This window comes from Chryseobacterium sp. HNCC26DJ239 (assembly GCF_057180445.1).
The window spans coordinates 1-25707 of the sequence record NZ_JBXUGJ010000008.1 but is presented as its reverse complement, the minus strand read 5'-3'; the positions used below and the strand labels follow the sequence as shown (position 1 = coordinate 25707).

Annotated in this window: 22 protein-coding genes; 7 read left to right on the top strand and 15 right to left on the bottom strand. The window is 34.2% G+C overall.

Translation table 11 applies throughout. From position 1 onward, the window contains the following. Nucleotides 1-42: 42 nt before the first annotated feature. Nucleotides 43-2262 carry a TonB-dependent receptor gene (locus AC2A1D_RS16350; protein ID WP_484044651.1) on the bottom strand — a complete coding sequence of 740 codons (2220 nt, stop codon included), beginning with the start codon at nt 2260-2262 and terminating at the stop codon, nt 43-45. A gap of 497 nt (nt 2263-2759) precedes the next feature. On the opposite strand from AC2A1D_RS16350, the gene AC2A1D_RS16345 reads away from it, so the two are divergent. Further along, nucleotides 2760-3833 (top strand): hypothetical protein, encoded by a 1074-nt coding sequence (locus AC2A1D_RS16345; protein WP_484044650.1) that lies wholly within the window; start codon nt 2760-2762, stop codon nt 3831-3833. An 87-nt stretch (nt 3834-3920) separates the two neighbouring features. Here the strand turns inward: AC2A1D_RS16345 and AC2A1D_RS16340 are convergent, their stop codons facing one another. From AC2A1D_RS16340 to AC2A1D_RS16275, 14 genes are all read right to left on the bottom strand, one after another. Further along, on the bottom strand, nt 3921-5201 hold the full coding sequence (locus AC2A1D_RS16340) for a HupE/UreJ family protein (RefSeq protein ID WP_484044649.1): 1281 nt from the start codon (nt 5199-5201) through the stop codon (nt 3921-3923). 154 nt (nt 5202-5355) lie between these two features. Then, nucleotides 5356-6477, bottom strand: coding sequence for a DUF3500 domain-containing protein (locus tag AC2A1D_RS16335; protein WP_484044648.1), 1122 nt, complete (start codon nt 6475-6477; stop codon nt 5356-5358). A 53-nt stretch (nt 6478-6530) separates the two neighbouring features. Continuing rightward, nucleotides 6531-7994, bottom strand: a complete 1464-nt coding sequence (locus AC2A1D_RS16330; RefSeq protein ID WP_484044647.1) for a DUF3500 domain-containing protein — start codon at nt 7992-7994, stop codon at nt 6531-6533. A 93-nt stretch (nt 7995-8087) separates the two neighbouring features. Further along, nucleotides 8088-8777: a LytR/AlgR family response regulator transcription factor gene (locus tag AC2A1D_RS16325; RefSeq protein WP_484044646.1), complete on the bottom strand. Its 690-nt coding sequence runs from the start codon at nt 8775-8777 to the stop codon at nt 8088-8090. Continuing rightward, nucleotides 8774-9808, bottom strand: coding sequence for a sensor histidine kinase (locus AC2A1D_RS16320; protein WP_484044645.1), 1035 nt, complete (start codon nt 9806-9808; stop codon nt 8774-8776). Before AC2A1D_RS16320 ends, AC2A1D_RS16325 begins: the two co-directional genes overlap by 4 nt. Nucleotides 9809-10301: 493 nt before the next feature. Then, nucleotides 10302-11240: a tetratricopeptide repeat protein gene (locus AC2A1D_RS16315; protein WP_484044644.1), complete on the bottom strand. Its 939-nt coding sequence runs from the start codon at nt 11238-11240 to the stop codon at nt 10302-10304. Nucleotides 11241-11425: 185 nt separating this feature from the next. Continuing rightward, on the bottom strand, nt 11426-11647 hold the full coding sequence (locus tag AC2A1D_RS16310) for a helix-turn-helix domain-containing protein (RefSeq protein ID WP_484044643.1): 222 nt from the start codon (nt 11645-11647) through the stop codon (nt 11426-11428). A gap of 2 nt (nt 11648-11649) precedes the next feature. Continuing rightward, nucleotides 11650-12129 (bottom strand): DUF2975 domain-containing protein, encoded by a 480-nt coding sequence (locus AC2A1D_RS16305; protein ID WP_484044642.1) that lies wholly within the window; start codon nt 12127-12129, stop codon nt 11650-11652. Between the two features lie 191 nt (nt 12130-12320). After that, nucleotides 12321-12719 carry a VOC family protein gene (locus AC2A1D_RS16300; RefSeq protein WP_484044641.1) on the bottom strand — a complete coding sequence of 133 codons (399 nt, stop codon included), beginning with the start codon at nt 12717-12719 and terminating at the stop codon, nt 12321-12323. A gap of 209 nt (nt 12720-12928) precedes the next feature. Then, nucleotides 12929-14443 carry a peroxidase, FMP-type gene (locus tag AC2A1D_RS16295; protein WP_484044640.1) on the bottom strand — a complete coding sequence of 505 codons (1515 nt, stop codon included), beginning with the start codon at nt 14441-14443 and terminating at the stop codon, nt 12929-12931. A 130-nt stretch (nt 14444-14573) separates the two neighbouring features. Beyond that, the gene (locus tag AC2A1D_RS16290; protein ID WP_484044639.1) at nt 14574-16070 is read right to left on the bottom strand and encodes a ferritin-like domain-containing protein; all 1497 of its coding nucleotides are present in this window, start codon (nt 16068-16070) and stop codon (nt 14574-14576) included. A gap of 4 nt (nt 16071-16074) precedes the next feature. Next, the gene (locus AC2A1D_RS16285) at nt 16075-18129 is read right to left on the bottom strand and encodes a GMC oxidoreductase (RefSeq protein ID WP_484044638.1); all 2055 of its coding nucleotides are present in this window, start codon (nt 18127-18129) and stop codon (nt 16075-16077) included. Further along, nucleotides 18126-18569 carry a hypothetical protein gene (locus AC2A1D_RS16280; protein ID WP_484044637.1) on the bottom strand — a complete coding sequence of 148 codons (444 nt, stop codon included), beginning with the start codon at nt 18567-18569 and terminating at the stop codon, nt 18126-18128. The genes AC2A1D_RS16285 and AC2A1D_RS16280 overlap by 4 nt, the downstream gene beginning before the upstream one ends. Before the next feature lie 334 nt (nt 18570-18903). Further along, on the bottom strand, nt 18904-19503 hold the full coding sequence (locus tag AC2A1D_RS16275) for a Crp/Fnr family transcriptional regulator (RefSeq protein WP_484044636.1): 600 nt from the start codon (nt 19501-19503) through the stop codon (nt 18904-18906). A 747-nt stretch (nt 19504-20250) separates the two neighbouring features. Here AC2A1D_RS16275 and AC2A1D_RS16270 point away from each other — a divergent pair. The 6 genes from AC2A1D_RS16270 to AC2A1D_RS16245 form a co-directional block, all read left to right on the top strand. Next, nucleotides 20251-20790, top strand: coding sequence for a phage tail protein (locus AC2A1D_RS16270; protein WP_484044635.1), 540 nt, complete (start codon nt 20251-20253; stop codon nt 20788-20790). A gap of 41 nt (nt 20791-20831) precedes the next feature. Then, on the top strand, nt 20832-21368 hold the full coding sequence (locus AC2A1D_RS16265) for a phage tail protein (protein ID WP_484044634.1): 537 nt from the start codon (nt 20832-20834) through the stop codon (nt 21366-21368). A 35-nt stretch (nt 21369-21403) separates the two neighbouring features. Then, nucleotides 21404-21946: a phage tail protein gene (locus tag AC2A1D_RS16260; protein WP_484044633.1), complete on the top strand. Its 543-nt coding sequence runs from the start codon at nt 21404-21406 to the stop codon at nt 21944-21946. Nucleotides 21947-21998: 52 nt separating this feature from the next. Then, a complete protein-coding gene (locus tag AC2A1D_RS16255; RefSeq protein WP_484044632.1) occupies nt 21999-23120 on the top strand; it encodes an ABC transporter substrate-binding protein in 1122 nt (373 codons plus the stop codon). Further along, nucleotides 23117-24055, top strand: coding sequence for a formyltransferase family protein (locus AC2A1D_RS16250; protein ID WP_484044631.1), 939 nt, complete (start codon nt 23117-23119; stop codon nt 24053-24055). The genes AC2A1D_RS16255 and AC2A1D_RS16250 overlap by 4 nt, the downstream gene beginning before the upstream one ends. Nucleotides 24056-24073: 18 nt before the next feature. Beyond that, nucleotides 24074-25707, top strand: a 1634-nt coding sequence (locus AC2A1D_RS16245) for a SprB repeat-containing protein (RefSeq protein WP_484044630.1), incomplete at its 3' end; no start/stop codon positions are given.

Here is a 25707-nt window from a genome sequence, read left to right as displayed (position 1 = left end):
TTTTTTTTGTCTAAAATTTAGATGATTTTAATCTTATATAAACTAAAAATTATATTGAATCATACCCTTTAAAAAAAACGGAGTTCCTGGAGTAAAATGTATTTCTTCTATCGAATTGGGTTCGTTTTGTAATCGTGATTCTGTAGCAAATTGTGTCTCGTTCCAAACTGTGTTGAAAAGATTTTGAACCTGTATGCCTAAAGTTATACTTTTCCATCGATAGCCAATATTAAAATCTGCAACGGTGTATCCTTTTGCTGTAATTGAATAATCTTCGTTTGCAGGGCGATTACCTAAATGCCGGAGATTGAGACCTCCATAAAGACCAGATTTAAAAATAAAATTTAAACCACTTACGAAAGTAAAATCCGGTGCTAAAGGAATGTAGTTTTGTCCTTTAGGCGCTTCAATAGATCTTGCGTGCGTGTAATTGGCATCAACATTCCAGTACATCCAAGAAAAAGGTTGGTATCGGTAGCTTAAATCAAAACCTTGTCGACGGGTTTTTCCGCTGGGCTCTACAATACCTTCATCTCCCACGTATACAAATTCTTGTTTAAGGTAAAGATACCAATATGCAAAATTGAATAACATTTTAGGGGTAGGTTTCCAGATAAAACCAGCATCAAATCCGTAAGCCGCGGGTAGAATTTCGTGCCCTTTTTGCTCAACCACAACTCTGGTGTCATTAGAATGAAAACCTTTACCCATTTTTAAATACAACTGAATTTTAGATAGAGGTGTGTAGAGAATATTCAGTTTTGGACTTACAGTAGCTTTGTTTTCTTCTTGAGTTTTGTAAGTGTCAGAAAGTTTATCATTGTATTGAAAATCAAAATAATCTAAACGAACTGAAGGATTAAATGTCCATTTATTGATTGTAATATCGGTTCCAGCATAAGCTGCAAGATTGGTTTCATTAATGTCTCCCAATTTTATAGAATGTAAAACTGTAGTTCTGTTTAAGGTATGAGAAAGCTCATTGTCATTGATTTGATCATTTCGTAAACTGATTCCTGCCTGCCAATTTCCTTTTATCTTTTCATCAGAAAAAGCTTTGTTGTACTCAGAATTGAAACCATAAATTAAGCGGTTTTCTTTTTGTTTAATTTGATCTCCATTTATAGGATCTTCTAAGAAAAATGTGAAATTTGAATAGAGTTCAAAATTATATTCATTTAAAAAGATTTTATTTTTTATAATAGAGTTTTCGGTAATAATCTTGTCGTAAGTAAACAATATATTTTTACGGGAAGTACTTCCGCCTTCTTTATCATCAATAGCTCCAAAACGGGTAATAAGGCCACTATCCACAGCTCTTTGCGGAATTTGTCCTGAAGCATCCCATTTACTGTCGAAGTAAGACACGGTAACCCCAATTTTATTTTTATCATTAACGGCTCCGTTATATTTCCCGAAGATATTGATTCTGTTAAAGTTTTGCGGACTAACAAAAAAACCATCTGTAGATAGAAATTCTGTGGCAATATAAGCGTCTTGATTATTTTGGTTCAAAATATTAAACATGCCTAAAAAGCGATACGTGTTAAATTGCCCTGCTTCTAATTTTATAGAACTGTTCTGCAGTTCATTTTTAGTTAAAAAGTTTACGTATCCAGCAGTGGTAAAATTACCTTTATTCTCGTAATATGGGCCTTTCCCAAAATCTATTTTATCGATTGTTTCAGGAATTACAAAATGTAAATCTGCATAACCTTGCCCGTGTGCGTGAGACACCATATTTACCGGCAAACCATCTACTGTTACGCTTATATCTGTACCATGATCAATATCAAAACCTCTTAAAAATATTTGTTCGGCTTTTCCTCCACCTGCGTGTTGACCAATAAAAAGACCAGGAATTTTTCGCAAAATATCTTGCGAAGAATTTACAGGGTTGGTTTGGATATCAATATCTGTAATAATATGCAAAGCATCAATTTTTAAAGGAATTTGCACTTCGTGGATGTCTGTAGTTTTTTTATATAGAACAATTAAAGGATGTTCAGAGATACTTTTCACTTCAAACAATTCTGTTTGATATCCATTAAAAGAAATTTGCAAGATATCTCCTTCTTTGCAGTTTTCTAAAAGAAAATCTCCTTTTTCATTAGAATGGGTATGTGCTCCCGTTGTTTTATTTAAAATATTAACTTCTTGTATTGGATACCTTGATTCATCTTCTATTTTTCCTGAAATTGTCTGTGAGAATAAAAAAGTGCACGATCCTAATAAAAAGAAAAATGAAAGCTGTTTCTTCATAGCTTAGTCTTTAGGTTTCTTGGTAAAAGATTTATAATGCTAAATAACTTATTATTGAATCTCGAAAAATTTGAAATAGAAAATATACTGCAGTTTTAAATGAGCTTTCATGGTTATATTAATGTTTGGTTTAGAACTTTAAATATAGGAAAAAATCTCTTTATAGAGATTTTTTTAATAAAAAGTAAGGAAAACGTCCTGATATTATCGCGATAAATATTATTTGTTCACAATAAATAATAAGAAGACTTCAGATTTATTTCGTTTTAGTAAAAGCCAATCAAAGGCTAATAGTAAGAAAATCAATTAATAAAATAAAAAAAATGTTCTTTTTATTGTTTTTTTTCATAACTTAGAGAGTAATGAATAAGACTAAATGCAGACTTTAAAAATCATTAAAAACTATTACCATGAAAATCTGTAAAAATTGCTTTTTGCTTATTCTCTTTTGCCTCTTTACACAATCAACTTATGCACAGAAAAAAAACAAGGTTTCATTGAAAGATTCATTGGATGGTGCTGTAGATTTAAGTGATTTTTTAATGAATTCTCATGGTTTTGTGCCTGTAATTTCTCCCATTACAGAACCTGCAGTTGGCTTTGGTGGTGCTATTGCACCCATATTTATAGAAAAATCTAAATATGAAATGACCAATCGTGATGGCGAATCCGTTTATGTGCCACCAACTTTAAACGTTGCAGCCGCAGGTTGGACATCTAATAAATCTCAGTTTTATGGTGTGGGAAGAATGAGTAATGCTTTAAAAGGAAATCTACGATACAAAATTTTCGCAGGATATGCCGATGTTTTTATGAATTATTATCCCAACGAAAGTATTTTAAAAGGAAAAGAGATCGAACTTAATATGAAGCAAATTCCGGTTTATCTGGAAGGTACATACAGGATTAACAAGTCGCCTTTTTATGTAGGAGCTTCTTTTTTATATCGAAAAAATAAGGTTGAATTTTCAAATGTAAACTTACCTGTGGAGTTACCAGAATCTTTGCAACCCAAATTTTTAGACGGAACCAATTCTGGAGCGGGTGTGGTTTTTCAGTTTGATAATTTAGATAATACTTTGTCACCAACAAAAGGAACCCGCATCAATACTCATTTTAATTTTTATGGAAATTATTTGGGCGGAGATTTCAATTATCAAGCAGGTTCTGCATTTTGGATGTACATGCATCCTCTTGGCAAGAAATGGTTTGGAGCTGTACGAGTTTTGGGTCAGTTTGCGACAAAAGAAGTTCCTTTTTACTACAAACCCTATATTCAATTAAGAGGAACACCATCAATGCGATATCAAGGAATGCAAACTATAGAAATTGAAACGGAGGAGCGTTGGAATTTCTACAGACGTTGGAGTGTTGTTCTTTTTACCGGCGCAGGAAAAGCTTTTGAAGATAAAAAAGGTTCTGAAAATACTGAGCTCGTTTGGAATGCAGGAACAGGATTTCGTTACTTACTCGCTCGCAAATTTGGCCTTCAAATGGGTTTAGATGTTGCAAGAGGACCTGATCAATGGGGATATTACGTTGTTTTTGGCTATTCTTGGATGAGGAATTAATCAGATGACATAATTATAAAACTAAAAAACTCGACTATAATTTTTCTATAGTCGAGTTTTTTATGATGTTTTTCTTATGAAATTAGTTTAATTATTTACCTTCTTTTTCATCATTAAAGAATAAATAAGCGTAAAACATGCAAAAGCAAAAATGGCATAAAGACAATTCTCCGGTCTGATTTTTTGAAAGAAAGCTGAAATTATATTAGCTTTTCCGGAGTATCTTTCCATCATCCATGCAATCGCTGCGATTCCGGCAAGTAACGCGCCTAAAACTCTTACCCATTTATAAATTTTGAACGGACTCAAAAGAATTAACCACGGAATAATGATGATAATTACGAAGATTTGCATCAATTCAATCCCGATGTTGAAGCCTAAAAGACTTAAAATAAATTTTCCGGAATCTAAATGCAAATTAGAAAGTATCGTTGCGAAAGCCAATCCATGAATTAATCCAAAACCGGCAGCTACATAGATTTCTTTGTTCGGGAAAAGTGGTTTTATGGCGTGAATTGCCGTCACCAAAATTGAAAGTGCAATCAAAATTTCTACCCATTTTGTATTTGGATTTAACCAACCTAAAGAACCGATTAATAGCGTTATTGAATGTCCAATTGTGAAGGCAGTAACGATTTTCAGAATCCTCATCAAACTGTATTTTGCATCTCCAGTTTTCACCCATTTTCTACCTTCTGCAATTAACGGTGCGGAAAGTAAAAGAACCAATATAAATAATAAATGGTCGGTTCCTTCGGAAATGTGTTCCATTCCTAGATTCACCATTCTTTTGAAACCTGTCCAATTACTTCCTTCGGTAAGATTGACTTTAAATGGCGGAACTTTTGCGGTGTTAATATTTGCCATAATCGAACCAACTTCCGTATTTCCAATTTCTACTTTTCCGTTTTCCCAATCTTGACGAATTGCGACTAAAATTTTGTGCGTAATGACTTGATGAGCAATTCCGTCGTAATAAATGGTAAATTTTCGGATGTTGTCATTTTCCTTTGGAGTAATCGCGATGAAAGCAATCAGTTCCTGATATTGTCCTGTAGCTTCTTGTTCATCTGTTTTTACTTCGAGTTTATTCAACTTGATGTCCCAATTATTTCCCGATTGTCCTTTGATTTTGAAATGAGAAAGAATGTACTTTCTCAAATCATTTTCATGAATTTTCAATAAATTATCGGTTTTTTTGGTCACATCATACGGAACGGCAAATTGCATTTCTTTTAAAGGAAGTTGTAATTCACAATTGATATTTTTGGAATGAACATCCAACAACATCATCGTATTCGGCATTGGATGAGCTACAAAAACACAAAAGGGAAGAATGAATAGAAGAAAGGAAAAAACTTTTTTCATAAAGCTGTTTTTAGCTAAGTTATTTATTATTTAAAATTGATTTTGAAAAGCAATCGGAAAAAGGTAAATTTCAAATAAACCCCAAACAATAATTATTATGCTTGGGGTTTTTTAATGTTAAAAATGATATTAACTAGTGAATATGAAAGCAATTTTATTGATATGTTGTAGCGTAATCATTTACTTTATCTCTCCAGATCGAGTGATAGTGAACTCCGCTTAAAATAACTCCGCCTTGTGCACTGTATTCAATCCAAACGTGAGGGCCATTGATTCTGAAATAATCTCCCTGAGTTGTCATTGAAGTTGTTCCACTGTATAATACATAAGTGCTGCTTAATTCTGAAGAATAAGTCGACAAAATCGTAGCTGCATTGGTATCATCAATGTCGTTAACATACGTTTTGATGGCATTCAACAACAATGTTTGTTGAGTAGATGTCAAAGCACTTCCCACTAAACCTGAATACGTTGTAGGAAAGCTCCAGTTTGCAGTTGGACCGCAAACCAAATCTCCAAAAGATGAACTTGATTTTGCCGTTGCCAATTGAGTACTCGTTAAACTTGCTAAAAACGCCACGAAAGCATCTTTTTCCTGAGAAATTGGAGAATACGAAGTTCCGCTAGATGTAAATGTAGTTGGTTCAACTGCTGCAAAATGCGGTGTTGCTGCAACCAAAGAACCATTGTTGTATGTATTTGCTACGGTTTTATGGTGACCAGTCCACATAATTTCAAATTTCCCTGTTGTAGATGGTGTGCCGAAGAAAGCAATGTAGTAATTTCCAGAACCATACGTACTTCCACCTCCGTTTGCATACAAATAATCATCAGCCAAAAGAAGTTGTTGTACTTCTTCATAGCCTTCATTAGAAGTAGTTCCGCTCATTTCTTTTACAATAGCTTTTGCTAAAGCAACTTGTGTAGAATTCAAATCTCCTAAACGAAGTCCTAATCTTGATGACATTGCTGCTGGTAAATTAGACCATGTTTTAATGTTAGACCAATTATAACTTTGGTATAATGTAGATTGCTGACTTGTTGAAAGGGATGCTTTAAATTGCTCACACAAGCAAACTAATTTTGAAACACCACTTAAAGAGGTACACGATGAAGGCGAACTTGCCGTTACTGCCGAAACTCCTGTTGTTCCTACTGCATTGGTAGAAGTTGTAGAAGAGTCGTCTGTAGAACTACTACTTTTGTCTGGGTCGCACGATACTATAAAAATCGTGCTTATCATACCGATGATTGCGAATAATTTTAATTTTTTCATTGTATTTTAATTTTAAAACTTTATTCCTCAACATTTATCAATCTGAAAAGTTTTTACTTCTTGATAAATTTCGAGTTGAAATTCATTCCTTTATTTTGAATTTGGATAAGGTATGTACCGTTAGCTAAAGTATTTACCTTAATATTCTCTGAAGTTCCTGAAGATACTTTTTGAGATAACACTCTTTTACCAGACATATCTGTAATTACAATTGTCCCATTGCTGAAACCTTCCTCGTTAGTTACTGTAAGAATATCTGTGGTTGGGTTTGGATGAATTTTGATTTTTGTGCTATTGCTAACTGTAGAAAAGTCTTTTGTAGCTAAATTATCAATAGAAGAACCAGATAAATCGCCACCATAATCACTTACATGATCTCTCCAAACTGTATGATAATGGATTTGACTTGGGAAAATTACACCTGTTTGACATACAAACTCAATCCAAATATGTGGTCCATCAATTCTAACGTAGTTCGTGTTAGATGTCAAAAATGTACTTGCACTTCCTGCGGTTGCACTCCCTGTAAAAGCAATATAAGTTTGATCCAATTCACTTGTATAAAGTGCCATTAATGAAGCTGCTGTTGTTGCATCTAAATCTTCAACATAAGTTCTCATCGCTTCGATAACATAATTTTTTTGTGCTGTTGAAAGTCCACTGCAAACCAAACCTTGTTTAGTTGAAGGCATTGAGTTAGTGTTTCCGTTACTTTCACCAGGACTCATCAAACAATCACTGAATGTCGTAGATAATTTTGCGGTTGAAAATTGAGTAGAAGAAAGTGAACCTAACATATTTCTGAAGGCTGTTCTTTCGTCTTCCATTGGTGCATATGCAGTTCCGTTTACGGTGTAAGATGTAGGTTCTACACCCATAAAATATGGCGTTGCACCAATCACATGACCATTATTGAAAGCAATATTTGCTGCAAAATGGTGACCGCCAAATTGTAACATCCAAGCTCCAGTTGTAGAAGGTGTCCCTAAAAATGATATCCAATAATTTCCTTCATCATAATTAGTTCCTCCTGCTGTCGCTTGTAAAGCTTCTTCAGCTGCTCTAATTGCAAGAAATTCAGCATAGCCATTATTGGTTCCAGATCCAGTAGCTTCTTGTAATACAGCCAAAGCAGCTGTAAGTTGTTCAGTAGTTAAATCACCAAATTTAACCCCATTTCTACAAGTAGAACCACATGGTAAATTAGACCATTTTCTTGCTAAAGTTGCTGTGTAGGTTTGTTGTAAAGTAGATTGCTGTGTAGTTGTTAAGGTTGCTTTAAAAGCTAAAGCTGCTGTAACAACCGAGCTTACCGTAAAAACATCCTTTTTAGAATCTTTAGAAGCCGTAACTCCTGCAACATTATTGTTGTCTTTGTTAAAAGGATTTGAAAATTTCGAAAAATCTGCATTTTTATATAACAATACAGATAAAACTGCCAATGAAACTGTTGCTAAAAAATAAATATACTTTTCATGTTTCACGTGTTGCTCTTGAGGAAATAATTGAGTCTTCATGTTGCTATCATTTTAATACGTAAAACTATTTTAATTAATCTTTTAAAATAGTTTTTTGTGGTAAAATGATACTTTTCAGGGGTGAAAAAGTGTTTATTTTTTAAGTTTTTCAACGAAGTCTTTTTCGTAAGTATTCCCTACAGAAAGGGCAATCTCGTTAATGTAAGCTGTTTTGTTTTTAAATGCTGTAATTTGAGGCAAAGAAATAATCGTAGAACGGTGAATTCTGAAAAAATATTTCGCAGGAAGTTTCTCTAAAATTTCTTTTAGCGTCATCCTTATCATCATTGGCTTTTGGTTATGAAGGAAAATTTTAACGTAGTTATCATGTCCTTCAATGTAAAGTATTTCTTTAGAAATTATTTTTACTAAACCATAATCTGCCTTAAAGAATAATGGCTCTTCGTTGTTTTGGTGCAGAAGTTTTTTTCTTTCAATAACGCGTTCAACGGCTAATGAAAATCTTGAGAAATTAAATGGTTTTAGCAAAAAATCGACGGCTCCCACATCATAACTATCTACTGCATAATCTTTAAACGCCGTAATGAAAATTACAGAAATTTGCTCCATTCCCGTTAAACCTTTATAAAACTCAAAACCAGTTTTTGAGGAAAGATTTACATCTAAAAACAACAAATCTACAGGGTTCTTTTCCAAATATTCTCTTGCTTCTATTGTTTTAAGGAAAGTTTTTTGTAAACATATTCCATCGAGATTGGAACAGAAAGTTTCAATGATTTCCAGAGAAGCGATGTCATCGTCTAAAGCAATGGCGGTAATCATGGCAATACAATTTGAAGGTCTACTAAAAAGTTATTTTGCTTTTGTGAAATATACAATTCATGCTGTCCTGGATAAAAAAGATTCAACCTTTCTTTCGCATTATTGATTCCGATATTGGAAGATTCACCATTTTGAATCGAAACTATATTGTTTGAAACCAATAATTTAAGTTCATGGTTAAGCAAATATATTTCGATTTTTATTTCTGAATTTTCTTCTGGATTTACACCGTATTTAAAAGCATTTTCAATAAATGTAAATAGAATAAGCGGTGCAATATTTCTTTCTGAAAAATTTCCTTGCGTTAAAAAAACAATATCAACACTGTTTCGTAATCTATCTTTTTGTAGTTCGATATAATTTGAAATGTACTGAATTTCTTTCTCCAAAGAAACTTCCTTTTGATATGAATCTTGAAGCAAATAACGAATGAAATCTGAAAAAACAATAATAGAATCTGCTGTTTTATCGTCTTTTCTGATGGCAGAAGAATAAATACTATTGAGTGTATTGAATAAAAAATGTGGATGTATCTGCAATTTAAAATGAGAAAGCTCTGCTTGAAGTTTCTCGTTTCTGATGCGTTCCGTTTGAAGTCTTTCAAACCAAAAAGCAGTAAAAAATACCGTACCGAAATACATAAAAACCAATTGGTCTACATCCGAAAAAAACAATCTGAATCTTTCAAAAAAAGTTTCATCGTGGCGCGGCATCAAATTCGGATTGCCATGAAGTGGCGGTTTTGGCGCATCAAACAATAAACACGGAATCGCAAGTACAGCAACCAAACCTAGAAGTATAATGATGCTGTAAGTAAAATATTTCTTCGTAAATAATAATTTTGGAATGAAATATTTATAATTCAGAAAAAAGAATACGATAATGATGCAATTTCCTACCATATTAAATGCTAATTCGTTCATAAACTGAGGTTCATTGTACGAAGTTGGGCGGGAAGGAAGAAGTAAGGGTTGTAACAAAAAAAACAAAATCCCCAAACCAATAAAAATGTGTTTTTTGTTTAGTTTCATAAATAAAATGTAGGTTTAAACGTAATACTTAAGGAATTGCAACGATTTTTATAGGTTTTAACCGAAAATTGTGTGAGGTTTTTGTAGCAGTTTGAATTTTAAAAAAATTACAAGAAAAATAATGCTTCCAAGAATTTGAAAGCGGCTTGAAATAATTTAATTTTTGAATAGCCATGTAAACAATTGGCTGATTATTTTCTTTGTTCGTCATTGTGTGTTGTTGGAAGTGATTTTTACGGCCTAAAAATCAGGAGTTTAGATTTTAAATAGCCGAAATCGATTGTGAAATTAGGCATTTTTAAAAGCTTTACTTTCTTCTATTTAAGTAAACTTACAAAAAGTATCGGAAAATAAATCAAAAAAAATGCAACTTAGACAAAAAATAATGGAGTAGTGCTGCGTAAAAAATGCTAAACTTTTATCAAGTTTAGCATGTAATTGTTTAAGTAATAATGTGTTATTTGTGTGGTTGTTTATTTATTTGTAGTGGAAGTTACCATTTTTCTTCTTCCATAATTTTTGATAGGCGATGATGTTCTTCTTCCCAAAGGTCTTGTTTTCCCATTTGTTCTCTAAATTGGTCAATACCGTTTTTTGCATTCACAACAATGTCTTTAAACCAAGGAAATTCTTGAGATGCAGAAATTAATTTTGCCATTCCTTTCATGCTTTCTTCATTTCTTAACAACCAAAATGCGTGCTGACTTCTGAAATACGGACAATGGTAAAACTCTTCTGAGATTTTGGTCCAAGTTTCTTCATTTACTTCGTCGTCGGAAAGCAAAGCCACTGCATAAACAGAAGATGGTAAAATATCGCTATTAAAATCTAAAATTTCATAGATATTAATACTTTCAGATTTCCAATCTTTTATTTTGCTATTTTTTAGAATTTCATCATAAATTTCATGTGCTTCTTGATGTGAGCCACTTAGATGCAACGAATCTGCCAATGCAATTTTTGCTTTTTTGTTGTTTACATCAATTTCAAGAGCTTTTTTAGCAAGAGAAATACTTTTGTCTAAATCTGTACAAAAGAAATAACATTTGGCAAGAGAGGCAAGAAAATCAGAATTGTTAAAATCTTCTTCGGTTGCAAATTTTTGTACAAATGAAAGTGCTTTGTGAGGATATCTATCAATAACAAATCTTTCTATAATTTGATGTTTAGGATTCTTATCAAAATAAACTTCGTCTAAAGCAGAAAAAATTACACCACGTTTATCCCACACAGATTGTATTGTTTTCCATTCATTATAAGTTCCTTCAAAAGCATAAGATGGTGGGATTAGATTGCCTTTGTTGTCTTTAAATTCGTATTCAATTTCACCATCGGGAACGCCTAAGTATCTTTTGAGTGCATCATTAAAATCTTTAGTAAACTCTTTATCTTCAACAATTGCCTTTTTTTTATTAAAGAAATTTTTAAACATTTTTACGTTATTTTTTTTAAGGTTCTGGAAATATAAACTTTTTCTTCTAGAAAGTAACTTTACTTCAAATTACTTTATCGTAAAACGAACTTACAAAAAAAATAGATTGAAAAAGAAAAATATTCTAGTCGTTGTGATAAAAGAAGAAAATAGCGTTTTGTTTTGTATTCTTGAAAATCATACAATTATTTCCCCATTTTCTCATCATCCACATATTCTAAAATATCACTTGGTTGACAATCTAAAGCTTTACAAATTGCTTCCAAAGTACTGAAACGAATTGCTTTTGCTTTTCCTGTTTTTAGGATAGAAAGATTGGATAAAGTTAAATCAACCCTTTCCGAGAGCTCGTTCAGCGAAATTTTGCGTTTCGCCATCATTACGTCTAGATTTACTACAATGGGCATAATTATACAGTTAGGTCGTTTTCAGATTTAATTTCTACGGCATTTTGCAGCACTTTTTCAAAAATGGCTGCAGCTGTTGCAACTACGATGGATACGAAAGTGGTAACAATACAAAGTCCGAGAAAACCAGCGGGATCATCTTCTTTTGCATGATTAAACTTAATAAAAACCGCCGCACTTATGATGAAAACACCTAATAATAGTGCACAAATTTTTATGTTTTTCAATGTTTTTACGGAAGAGATTGAAAAAACTTTGTTTTGCCCTATGAAACCTAATAATTTAAAAGCATTGAACAATGCCACAAAAAAAGGAATCGAAGCGACGTACATCAACAGAATAAATGGGTCGCTATAAATTTCCCAAGTACTCAAGTTAACCGCTCTTCCTTCCTTTGGAGGGAAATAAAGCAAAATAAAAAGTGCTAAAATGGCAACCAAAATAACCACAGCTTGAAGAAAAACAGTCGGAATTTTTTTCATGACGTATAATTTGAGTTTTAATTATACGGCAAATTTATATAAATTTATTGATAATCGATAAATTTATATTGATATTTGATTAAAATTTATTTTTTTTCAAACCAATTTTATAAAATCTTACATGATTGAATATAATTGAAATTTATTTCTCAAAATAAGTTTTGCTCCTAAAGAGTTGATGAAACCTTTTTTTAGGGCTTAATTTTTTCTGCAAAAGCAATAATATGACCATCGTGGTCTGCAAAATAACAGACTTTATCACCCCAATCACGGTCTTTAATTTCGCTAATAAGTTTTGCTCCTATTTGCGTTGCATTTTCAAATTCTACTTCAATATTTTCTACGTAAAAATAGAGTTCACATCTTGGTATACCGTTTCCTTCAGAAGGATGTGGGGTTTTATCACTCAGAATTTTCGCGATACCATTGTTGGGCATCAAACCAAGTTTACAGCTTTCAGAAAGTTGAAATTCTGTCATTCCTGGAACATTCAAATCAGGGATCTGTCTAAAAAGTTTTGTATAAAAATCTGTACTAGTTTTTTGATCTTGTACATAAAGAATTGTTTCAATAAGTTGAATATGCTTCATTTTTAATTTTGTTTATATAATTAATTTAGCGTTAAAATTTTCTACTAAACAGGGGATAGAAAATCTTTTTTTACAATGGTTATAGATTTACTTGGTGGCTAAAGTATACAAAAAAAAAGACAGTCAAAAATTTATAGATTCTAGTTTATCAATATAAATAAAGCTTAGACAAAAACGTCTAAGCCTTAAAAATATCTAAAATTTAAAAACTAGCCTTTGTGATATGGGCAACCAGAACTTACATTCATCGGAGCGGGAGCGTTGAAGAATTGCTCTTCAATTACTTTTCGTTGATCTGCAGGAATATCCTCAATTTTTCTCAAAGTATTTACCTGAATGTGTGGCCAACTTGTTGTTCCGCCATCGTTTCCAAAATCAAATTCAAAGAAAATAATCTGCTCATATTGAAGCTGAAGAATTTCTTTTCCATCTTCAATTACCGTTTCAATCCAAAGATTAAATTCAACTTCAACAGTTGGTACAAAACGGTTCACAAAAGGAACATTTAGAATTCCACCTTGTGCGCCGGTTGCTTTTCTTGATGAAAGTTGCACCAAAACGTAGTTTTCTACTTTCTGACCGCTAATTGCATCGCGCAATCTCATGTCTGGTCTTACGCAGTAAGGGTACAATTCATTCGCAAGAATTCTCTGCGTGTAGATTTTATTAGATCCTGGATCATTTTCATCCGTCAAAGTTTCGTGAACCCAAGCTGGAGCAGGTTCGTCCAGATTGATTGGATTTTTCACACTTGCACCTGCACCTCCCATTGTTGGTGAAATCGCAAGATGAGGAGGATCCCAAGTTGCATTTCCTGTAGGAAATTGAGGCGCACCATTTATTAAATAACTAGAACCGCTCGGCGAAATATCTCCCAATAAAGTAATCGTACTTCCGTGCGGAATGACGCCACTACGAGAAATAGAGTAGTCTGGAATAAAATAAGGACCTGTAATTCCGTCTCCGGGTTTAATTTCTTGCGCAGGAATAATCTCGTAATATTCTTGCCCTTCCTTGAGTTGACTTAAAAGAATGTACGATGGGTTTCCGTTTTCGTCTTTCACTTGAACTAAAGGTTCATTTCTATAATCTCCTTTATAACCGTATTTTTCATAATCTTCCTGAGAAAAAGCATGAATTCCACGATCTCTTTTAATGGTTTCATCTGTTGCTGCATAGTTGTAAACATCGCTCAACCAAAGGTACATTCCGTTTTCTTCGTGAATTCCTGCATATTGTAAATCTGGATTTCCTTCAACTTTGTTTACACTTTTAATAGTTTGGTCGTACTTTACAGCACCGCAAAACAACTCGCTTGCGCCACCACGATTACGAACTCCACCCGGAACGATTTCGAAAGTTAATTTCTCGATATATTCTTCCGTATCAAAGCTAAATTTCCCTGGAATTGTATTTTGATCTGTTCCCGGAGAAGGCATAATTGTTGTGTGAATACCACTTCCCAAAGATGGTCTGTCGATATTTTTGTTATAATTTGCGTTATAACTTACCCAAGTTCCGTTAAGAGCTGCTAAAACGCCATAATCTACATTATTAGCGATTTCCGCTAGTTGATCTTCTCTGAATGGTCTTACTGGATCATCAATTAAAAGCTTAGAATATCCATTCATTAACGTAGCAAGATATCCTTTTTGCTGAGCCGGAGCTGCGGTTTTTAAGAAGGAGCTTACATTTTCTAAGCCTTCGATTTTTTTCTTTAACATGATATATTCGTTTTTGATGGTTGTTGTTTTTTCTCTAAAAAACCTAACCACAAAATAAAGTTCTAGGTTTCAAAAAACTTTTATCTGCATTAAAATGAGATGCTTTTGTGGTTAAATTGAGGTATAAAAATTAATTAGTAGGATATTCAAAAGTAGGACCTGCATTTTGCGTAGCATTCAAGGGTTGGCTCATTAAACCAATGGCTTGTTCCTTTAAAGCATACATATACATAATCGATTTTTCTAATTCTTTTGCGTCGCCTTCTACAGAGGCTTGTATCGCATCCAATAAGCTTTTATAGGTTTGGTTAAATGCTTTTGCTTGTGCAAATAATTCCGGATTGGATTGATAATCGGACATTTTAGGGTTGGGTTTCATCGGGTAAGCCGCACTCCAGTCTACAGGCAAAGGCTTTCCAACAGGAGGCGTTGTTACAGGCATCATTCCGTTTTCGTCGGTGAAAGGTCTATAATCTCCACCAAGATAAAAATGCTCATGAAAAACTTCTTTAAATCTGAAATAATGCGCCAATTCTGCACCTTCCTCAAACTGAGACGGGTCTACATCAAAAATAGAATCATCTGCACCTTCACCTTGCCCTTTTATTTCTTGAAAAACAGCAATTACACCTGCTAAAGCTTCGACAGCGTGAAGTTTTCCTCCGCTTCCATAATATTGTTCTGGACGAATTTGCTTCGCCGGATTTCCAGTGAAAATTCCGCCTGTATTTATTTCTTTAAAAGTTTGTGGAAGTTTACCATGTTCTTTGTAATACGCAGCGATTTGAAAAGCAACAATGTAAAAGAAAACCACATCGTAATATTCGCCAATCGTGTGAACATTCGTCATGATAAAATCTTTCATATTTGCTAATGTCCAAAAGTTATTCTCTTCTGTTAGAGCACTTTTAAATAGTTGATTCGTTTCAATAACAGGCTCTGAATATTTTGGAGCTTTTACCAAAGGGCTACTCGGACTTTCAATCGCAATAAATGTAGCAATACTGTTAGTGGAAAATGTTTCTAAACCTACATAAAAATCAACATTCATCGGCAGTTTCATAGGGTAAGTAGGATAGTTTTGCGGTCTGTTTACCGAAGGTTGAATATTAATAGCATTCAAAACATTACAAACCATGATCAAGTGAAGCATTTCTTCAACCGCTACACTTCTGATAATTTGCGATGCTAAAGCATTCGTTCCATCTTTAATGGAATATAATGCTGTAAGATAGGGTGGAATGGTAGAATGCTCAATTAAAATCGCAGTCTGCAAAAGATCTTGTAAAACAGGGCGGTAATCAACACTTGAAATTCCTCCTTTTTTTGAATCTGAACCTTTTCTTACAGATAAATCTTCAGGTAAAAATTCTAAAATTTCTCCGCTTAATTGATTTTTTAAATAATGATCGAACGCTTCAATTTGATCATTCAATAAAAAACTTGCAATGGTGTTGCTGTGATGTTTCACGCTGTCCATCCATTCGGCTTTGCCAATATTTCCGTCGAATAGTAACGAATGAAGAGAAATCGCATCGTCAACTGCGGTGTTTCCAGCCATTGCTTTTCCGCTTTTTAATAAAGAATTTTCTTGAGGTTCTGTTTTATTGATAAGTCTTTGTCTCATGTTTTTAGTTTTTAAGTTTAGTTTCCAAATCAGCTAAAATTGATTCTACTGAGCGAATCGTAAACGCCGATAAAGTCAAAGTAGGGTTTGAAGTTCCCAAAGTGGTCATATTTCCTGCGCCAACAATGTATAAATTGGAGTGATCCCAAGATTTACAATAACTGTTGGTAACCGAATCTTCCGGCGAAGAACCCATTCTGTGCGTTCCTACAATATGTCCCGCTCCATTGTAAGAATAGCGAACATTATTGTACACGAAAGTGTTATTATCGGTGGCGTTGTATTTTGTAAAATCTTCAATTCCTAATCTTTCAAACATTTGATCTGAAGCCAATTTCGCTTGTTCCATCGCTCTCATTTCATAGTCTGTAAGTTCGTAATTCACCACAGGCCTTGGTATTCCAAGCGCATCCAAATACTGGTCGTTAATTGTTACTCTATTATTTGGATTGGGTAATTGTTCAATTTCAAAATGAAACAAAACTTGTCTAGTTAATCTTTGTGCTAAAGCTTCCTTTAAATCTTCTCCAAAAAGACCTTGTCCTAAAAATTCAGAAAGATCTGAACCAGGTGAAAAAGCCGGCCAACTCCAACCCCAATTATCAAGCGGAGAAATCCAAGCCGAAAATTCGCTTCGGAAATTTCCATCTCTAAAAGACGAAATATTGGTTGTAGAACCTGGTCCGCGATACGAATAAATTGGTTCTGGAAACAATCCCCAAGTAAGCATTACCATGTGATCCATTAAGTTTCTTCCTACTTGATCGCTATTATTCGCAACGGTTTTTACTACTTGTTTTCCGTTTTCTGTAACGGTGTATTTTGAATTTAAAAGGATTTTAGGATTCTCAAAAGCATTCGCTGCAAGAATTACAATAGAGTCTGAAGTATCGATGGATTCTTCCACAAAATCTGTTTTTTCCTGAGAAATGTACTTTCTTAGATGAATTTTAGAAATGCGATTGTTATCATTTTGATCTACAGAAAGCTTATACACCACACTTTGCGCTTTTACTTCAATACTTGAAAGACGAGAAAGATTCTCATTGTCGTTTACTTTATATAAAGCTTTTTTCAAAGTTTTTAAAGCGTTGTATTTTGCCTGAACCGGACAAATCGGTACGCAAGAAGCATTTCCCTCGCAACGTTCTCCCATGTAAGGATTCCAAACAGAGCCTAAAGCTTTATATTCTTCTTTTCCTGAATGATCCAAAACCAATTGATAGCCAGATTCTGAAGATTCTGCCTTAATGATTTTAGTATTCCCATACTTCGGATTTGGAGTTGAATTTCTTCCTTGAGGAGACGGAACGAGCGTTAAAGGAATGTTTTGAAAATTCAGTTGAACACTTGTTCCTGCAAGTCCTTCAATGATTTTTTGATCCATATAACTTTGCGGAATTTCTTCCATCGGGAAAACATAGTCGCCATAATATTCTTCCATACTTTCCTGAATTGGATATTCCTGTTTAGAAACATTTCCGGAAACACCAATTTCAAATTCAGCCATTTCGTAATAAGGCTTTAGAACATCATAAGTAATTGGCCAATCCATCGCTCTTCCGTATTTTTCTTTTAAATGAAAATCGTTGGGAAGCATTCTAGGAGTCGTTCCTAACCAGTGTAGAGTAGTTCCTCCACCTACTCGAATGGCATCACTTGCGAAAGGCATCGGTCCAAACTGTACTAAATATCCTTTTTTATCAGGAAAAGGAGGTGTAATAGGTTGCATATCCAAAACATTTGGCGATGGCGCTTGTTTTAGATCTGGATAAGGAGAGTTGGGAACTTTCGCTTCTTCCATGTAAAATTTACGAATGTATTCATTGTAATTCGTCATTGAAGAAACCGAATCCAGCTCTAAACCAGCTTCTAAACCAGCTTCATACATCAAAATGGAAAGTTCTTTAATTTCATCACCTTTTTTTGCATCTGCACGATGAATCATTTTTCCTTTTTTCAAATCAAAAACATGATCTGTGAGAAGTTTAGCAATTAAAGATCCCGCAATTCCGGTTCCTACAATGATGACGTCTTTTTTGTTGGTAGATTCTTTCATGAGTTGCTGTTTACAGGTTTAACATTCCAAGATTTGAAGCCGGGTTGTTTTGCTCCAGGAGGATGCGCATGCATTACATTCCAAACCAAACCTTCTTTGTAAGAAAGATCGTTGATGTAAGCGCCTTCCCAAGTTCCGAGATACCAAAGTGTAATTACTTTTTGCGCCACATCAGAAAGTCCGGGATTGGCTAAAATTTCTGAAGCAATAGCGTTTTTCAGTTGATCTCCGCTGAAAGAATTTTCCAGAATATTTTTTGAAACCGTAAGAAATTCAACAAAAGTTGCGGCATCAAAATTTCCAAGAATAAAAGAGTAGTAGGTTTCAGCTAAACCAGTAGCTTGAAGTTCGTTTCCAGAAAACCCTGTGAGAGATTCTGAAATGGTCATAAACACGTCGAAATAGTAATCGTCGACATTGAGATTTTTTTGGATAATCATTTCGTAAAATTTGGTGTTTGAGGTTTTGTTTTCTCATCAATTAAGAAAACGTAGAATATAAAAAACCTTCACATAATCATACGATTGTGCAAAGGTGAAGTTTTTTTGAATCAGCCATAGTTTTTAGTTTTATACTTCAAAATTATAAAATTATTTGCTTAGAAAAATCAGTATTTCTACCTAAAACTGAAGAATTAACATATTTGTAATAATTCTACGGAATCATTCAATAAAATATATTATTAATAATTTTTTAAATCTAATTTGTAGTGGCTGTAAATAACTTGTTTGTGGAATTATAAAAGAATGAAGAAGGTACAGATTTCAAAAAAAATTAGTAATATATCTTCGATCGTTCAATTTTAACGATGTTATTAGTGTGCATTTTTTTCAGGGTACGAATTACAGTTTCTACCCGCAGACCAATTAATGCGCTAAGCTGTGCTCTTGTAAAAGGAACCAGAAAAGAGAATTTTTCTTTAAAGCCAAAATATTCTTTAAGATAGTCTAATAATTTAATAAGTCTCTCGCAAGGATTACTCACAATCATCAAAGAAGAAATTATATATCTAAAATGCAGTCTATCTGCTGTGTAATGATTAACCTTTGCGGAAAGATCTGGATGTTTTTCTATCATTAAAGCAAAAGCATCTTTTGGGAGTTTAATAATTTCGCATGGAGAATAGGCAATGGCGTTGAATGCGTATTTTTTTGTAGTAAAAAGATAAGATTCGCCAAAACAGTGGCCCGAAAAGGGGAAGCCATGTACAAATTCTTTCCCTTTTTCAGAAAAATTTGTAAGCTTTACTGTGCCTTTTACAATTTGGTAATAATATTGGCATATGGTATTCTCAGAGAAAATTACTTCTCCTGTAATGTAATTGGAAGTGGTTGCTCCGTAATCAAAAAGAACATTCTCTTCTATCACAGTCATAACATTAGTTTTTTTTGCTAAAGGTAATTTTTTTTTCAAATTCTTGAGTCTATTTTTGAATAAAAGTGCACTCATCATGCTTTGAATAATAAAAATTTAAACACAATGTATATATGTTGTAAAAAAAAATCCAGTATAATAATAACAATCGAAAAATATAAAAACTTTCTTCTTCAATAAGATTTTTACTACGGGTTTAGCGATTAAGATATAAACTGAAATTTTCTTTTAAACTCTGTAAATTAGTATTCTATCCTAGAATTTCAGTATAAATACTTAACATAATTATCACCGAAAAATATAATTTTGAAGAGTAGTTTACGGTGAGATTTTATTAAATGGTGTTGCTAAAATCTTTGTGCAAGTTTTTATCGTTGATGTATTTTAATATTTAAATTAATTTGAAGTTATGATATTAAAATTATTAATAATAAATGTATATTTGTAAGGATTCAATACGTAATGATTTTTATGATTATTACATATTTGAATAAAAGCTGAAACTAAAACCAAACTAAACTTAATTAATATGAAAAACTCTCCCAAAAAGAATTCTCTTTTTAAAAATTCGTAGCAAAATTTTACTCATTTTTTAAGCTTACTTATGTGAGCTAAAGATGTTTTGTTGTACAAAGCAACAATCAATATGATATTCTGTAAACAACAGAAATATCATGTTATGGTATCGATATTCACACACAAAAAAAACTATATTTTTTTAAGTTTCACTTTAAATCAAAATTAATCATGGACGGAACAATTGGAGAAATCCGACTTTTTGCCGCAAATTTTGCTCCTAAAAATTGGGCATTTTGCGATGGATCATTAATACCTATAAGCAGAAATACTGCATTATTTTCAATTTTGGGAACCACTTATGGAGGTGATGGCAAAACTACGTTTGCATTACCCAATCTTAAAGGACGTTCTGCAGTTGGAGCAGGACAAGGACCCGGTTTATCTTTTTATGAACTTGGTGAGCAAACAGGTGTTAATGCAGTAACGTTATCTACGCTAAACTTACCACCTCATACGCATTCAGCTTCAGGATCTATCGTTGTACCGGCGTTTTCAGACGGCGGAGATACAGGAAGTCCGGGAGGAAATGTTTTAGCGGCTAAAGCAAATATGTACACTTCGGAAGCAGGAGATACAGCCATGAAACCTGCAAATGTTTCTTTAACGGTTGCGGCAAGTGGTGGAAGCATGCCTTTTAGCATCGAACAACCTTCTCTTGGGATGAATTACATTATCTGCATGTACGGAATGTATCCACCAAGAGGCTAATTTTTATTTACTAACAAAATTTAATCTAAAACAAAATTATTATGGAAGGATATATAGGAGAAATTCGTTTATTCAGCGGAACTTTTGCACCACAGGGATGGGCTTTTTGTGATGGAAGCCAGATAAGTATTTCGAATTACGAAGCTGCGTATTCAATTTTAGGAGACATATATGGCGGAAATCAACAAACATTTCAGCTTCCTGATTTGCGAGGTCGTGTTCCTGTGGGAACTGGGCAAGGTGCAGGTTTGCCTGTTGTAACTTTAGGACAAACTGGAGGTACAGAAACTTCTACAATGACAGTCAATCAAATGCCTTCTCATACGCATATGGCATCAGCAGCGGTTTCATTTCCTGCGTTCTCAGATTCTGGGGATGTTGGTTCTGCTGCAGATGCTGTTTTTGGAGCATTAACAGAGGCTTATTCTACACAAGCTCCCGATACGCATATTGGTCCAGTTGCAGCTACAGGATCTCTTACTAATACAGGAGGAGGGATGGCCTTTACAATTGTACAGCCTGTTTTGGCAACGAATTATATTATTTGTCTTGAAGGAATTTATCCATCTAGACCTTAATCTGTATAAGTTTTAATTTAAAAAAGAACAAAATTATGGAAGGAACAATATCAGAAATAAGATTATTTGCAGGAGATTTTGCACCTAAAAATTGGGCTTTATGTCAAGGTCAAATATTACCAATCAGTACGAATCAAGCTTTATTCGCTCTTCTAGGAGTAAATTACGGAGGAAATGGAATATCAACATTTGGTTTGCCAAATTTTGCAGGCAGAATGGCAATGGGAACTGGTTCAGCGGTGGGAGTTCAATCTTACACTTTAGGGCAAATGTCTGGAAGTCCTACAAATACCTGCTTGCAAATTAATATGCCAATGCACACACACACACCAATTTCTGAAACCGCTACAATTAGCACATTTTCAGATGGTGGTTCCACAGGAGTTCCTACAGATAACAATTTAGCATCTCTTCAAGGTTTGTATTCAAATCAAACAGCGGATACGTCTTTAAAAGCGATAAGCACAGCATTTAATTTGAGTGCAGCCGGAGGAAGTGCACCAATAAGTGTTCAACAACCTTATTTAGGACTGAATTATATTATTTGTCTTATGGGAATTTTCCCAAGCAGAGATTAATTAAAATCAAAAAGCCTCTAGCAAAATTTGTTAGAGGCTTTACTACAAAAAAATGAAAATAGCTTTACTCTTACCACGATCTGTTATTTATCCATCTCTTTCATTTGATATTATGGATGGCTTTAAAGAATCTCTCAAAACGATGGGATTAGAAGGTCGTCATGAAATCATTTCAAAAGGAATTGGTGTTGCCGCCAAACAACAAGAAATCTACGAAATTTGTGAACAGTTTCTTCTGGAAGGCGCAAATATTATCATAGGATATATCAATCCGCAAATTGCTCAATTTATACATTCTTTATTTGAATCTTCAGGTAAAGTTCTTTTAGTTTTAGATAGTGGTTATCATTTTCCAAATTTTAAAGGAAAGCTTTCTAATGCCTATTTTATTTCGCTTCAAGGGTGTTTGTGTACAAGAGTAATTGCCCAAAAAGCCATTGAAGACGGCTTCAGAAAGTTTGCCTTCACTTGTTCATTTTATGATGCAGGGTATCGCCCATCTTATGTTTTTTCTGCTGCGGTGGAAGAGAAAGGAGGGGCTATAGTTTACAATCACATTACAGCTTTGCGCAAAGAAGATTTTACTGTAGCACCTTTATATAATTTCCTTCAGGAAACTAATGACACTGCTGTTTTAGCCACTTTCTGCGGAGATATGGCAGAAGATTTTTTTAGAAAAAATAATGGGATTACAGAAAACTTCCTTGTGTACGGGACAAGTTTTACTTCGGAAGAAATTTGGCTATCGAAAATTCCTTATCCCGGAAACGATTGGAACTCGGCAGTTGCTTGGGCACAAGATATTCAAACTTCAGAAAACAATGTTTTTTTAGAAACCATGAACAAAATTAAAGAAGGAAAAGCCAATCTTTTCTCTCTTTTAGGTTGGGAAGCTGCGCTTTTTATTGGTTCTGAAAATAGAAAATTTGATAATCTTACCATTGCATCTCCGAGAGGAAAAGTATGGATGAATCCTGAAAACAGATTTACCGAAGCTCCTGTCTATTACGCTCAAGTTTCAGAAGACAAAAAAACAGGAAACTGTATGTTGAAGAATGTTTACGAAGCAACAGTAACAGAAACTGAACGAGAAAATTTACAACATAATATTGAATACATCCAAAGCACCTCAGCAAATACTTGGTTGAATTCTTACGCATGTCTAGAATCATGATAAATACATCTAAAATAGCAGTTTTATGTAACAATCGTATCGCAATTCCGGCGTTACAGGCGCTTCTTGCACAAGGGAAACTTGGCGCGATTGGAGTTCCTGAAGGAAATACCGATATTATTGATTTTTGTGCCTATTTATCTTCGCAATCAGATGTGCCCGTTTTTATTTTAAAAAAGGAAAATTTTGCGCATCAGATGGATGAAATTATAGAAAAATCTAAAGCACAATATGTGTTTACCATGACTTTCCCTTGGAAAATTTCTTCGGATATGATTGAAAAATATCCTGATTGTTTCTTCAATTTTCATTACGGTCTTTTGCCTCAAATGCGTGGCGCAGATCCTGTTTTTCAAGCGCTGAGAAGTAATGCCACAGAAACCGGAATTACCGTACACGCAATTGAAAATAAAATTGATCAGGGAGGAATTATTCACAGTAAAATTTTACCACTTTCTGTAAAAATGACTCATGGATCACTTTGTACAAATCTTGGTTGGCTGGCTACAGACGTTGTGAATGAAACGCTTTTGATTCTTCAACAAAATAAAAAAGGAAAAGTTCAAGATGAAACTAAGGCTCGATATTTTAAAAGACCTGCAGCACAAGATGTTTGTATTTCTTGGAAAAATAATGATGCACAAACAATAGAATCTTTAACCAGAGCTTGTAACCCGTGGAATAAAGGTGCATACACGCAATGGAATGGCTGGAATATTAGAGTAGTAGAATCTACTGTGTTAGAAAATGTTTCGGAAGAAAATTCAGTTCCGGGAACCATTATTTCAGTCGACGAAAAAAACGGATTAATCGTAAAATGTAATAATGAAACTCAACTTCGGGTAGACATTGTTTATACCGATGAAGGCTTTATGAGTGGTCACAAACTGCTTGCTTTCGGACTAAAAAAAGGAAGTCAGTTTGCCAATCTTTAAACTAAAAATTAATTAGATATGAAAAGTTTTTATTCAAATTTTAAAACACTACGGAATACCATCCTCACCATGTGGATGCTATTGATGGGAAGTGTGGCGAATGCGCAAACAACGCTCGCCCCGGGAGACATTGTCTTTACAAGTTTTGATGTTACTTTAACATCGAGTGCAACTGTTGCAGATAAGTTTTCATTTGTTTTGTTAAAAAATATTTCTGCGGGAACGGTCATTAGTTTTTCTGATCGAGGTTATAATGGTTCAGGATGGCAAGTTCCTGGTTCTGCAGAATCATGTATTACTTGGACAGTTTCTTCTGCAATACCAATGGGTACAGAAATTTATGTTGTGGGACTTCAAGTATTTTCTTTCAACCAACCCAATGGAACTTCCACACAAATCGGAACTGCGACAGTTACAGACGGTGGCACCAGTATAAATGGTCTTACGTTATCTACAGTTGGAGATCAAATTTTTATTTTTCAAGGAGGAAGTGGAAATATTTCAGGAAGTGGAGTGACATTAATTGCAGGGCTTAATACTTATTATTCTGCAAGTAGTACAAGTACTGCTTGGAATGTTGGAGCAAGTTATCCTAATCCCAATGCTTCTTTAATGCCTCCAGGTTTAACGGGTGGTGTAAGTGCATTTTATCCTTATCCTACTGGTGCTACAACACAGGTTGGTTATGGGAAATTTAATTGTACAGGAGTTCCATCTTCGGCTACCGGTACTCAAACAGCAGTTATGGATGTTGGGAATTGGTCTATAGCAACGGGCGCAACTGTTCAATATTCAGGATGTCAATTTCTTGCTACTCTGCCTGTTATTACTACCCAGCCAACCAATAAGATCATTTGTGCGTTGAGTAATACTACATTTTCAACAACTGCAACTGGAGCTACTTCTTACCAATGGAGGGTGAGTACAAATTCAGGAGGTTCGTTCAGTGATGTTGCAAATGGGGGATTTTATTCAGGTGCTACTACAGCTACGCTTTCTATTACAGGCGCAGCTTCAGGATTAAATAACTATCAATACCAATGCGTAGTTACTAATTCTTCGGGATCGGTTACATCTACTGCAGCAACACTTAGTGTAAGAACAATTGCTTTAGCGAGTTCACAAACGAATATTGCGTGTTATAATGCGGCAACGGGAGTATTAAGTGTTTCTCCATCTGGAGGCACTACACCTTATACGTATTCTTGGTCTAATGGATCGTCTGCTTCTATGATAAGCGGTTTATCAGCAGGTGCATATTCTGTTACAGTTACAGATGCTACTGGATGTACTGCTACCCGTAATTTTACAGTAACTCAACCAGCATCTGCAGTTTCAGGAACAACTGTAGTAACTAATGTTGCTTGTAATGGCGGTTCTACAGGTGCAATTAATTTAACACCAACAGGAGGAACTGCTCCTTATACTTTCCTTTGGAACGGTGGGATTACAACCGAAGACAGAACAGGTTTAACAGTAGGTTCTTATTCAGTAACCATTACAGATGCGAATGGTTGTACAGGAGTTGTAAACGCAACGGTTACACAACCTACAGCAATTACTGGAAGTACTGTGGTAACAAATATCGCCTGCTTTGGCGCATCAACAGGAGCAATTAATTTAACACCAAGTGGAGGTGTTGGTCCATATAC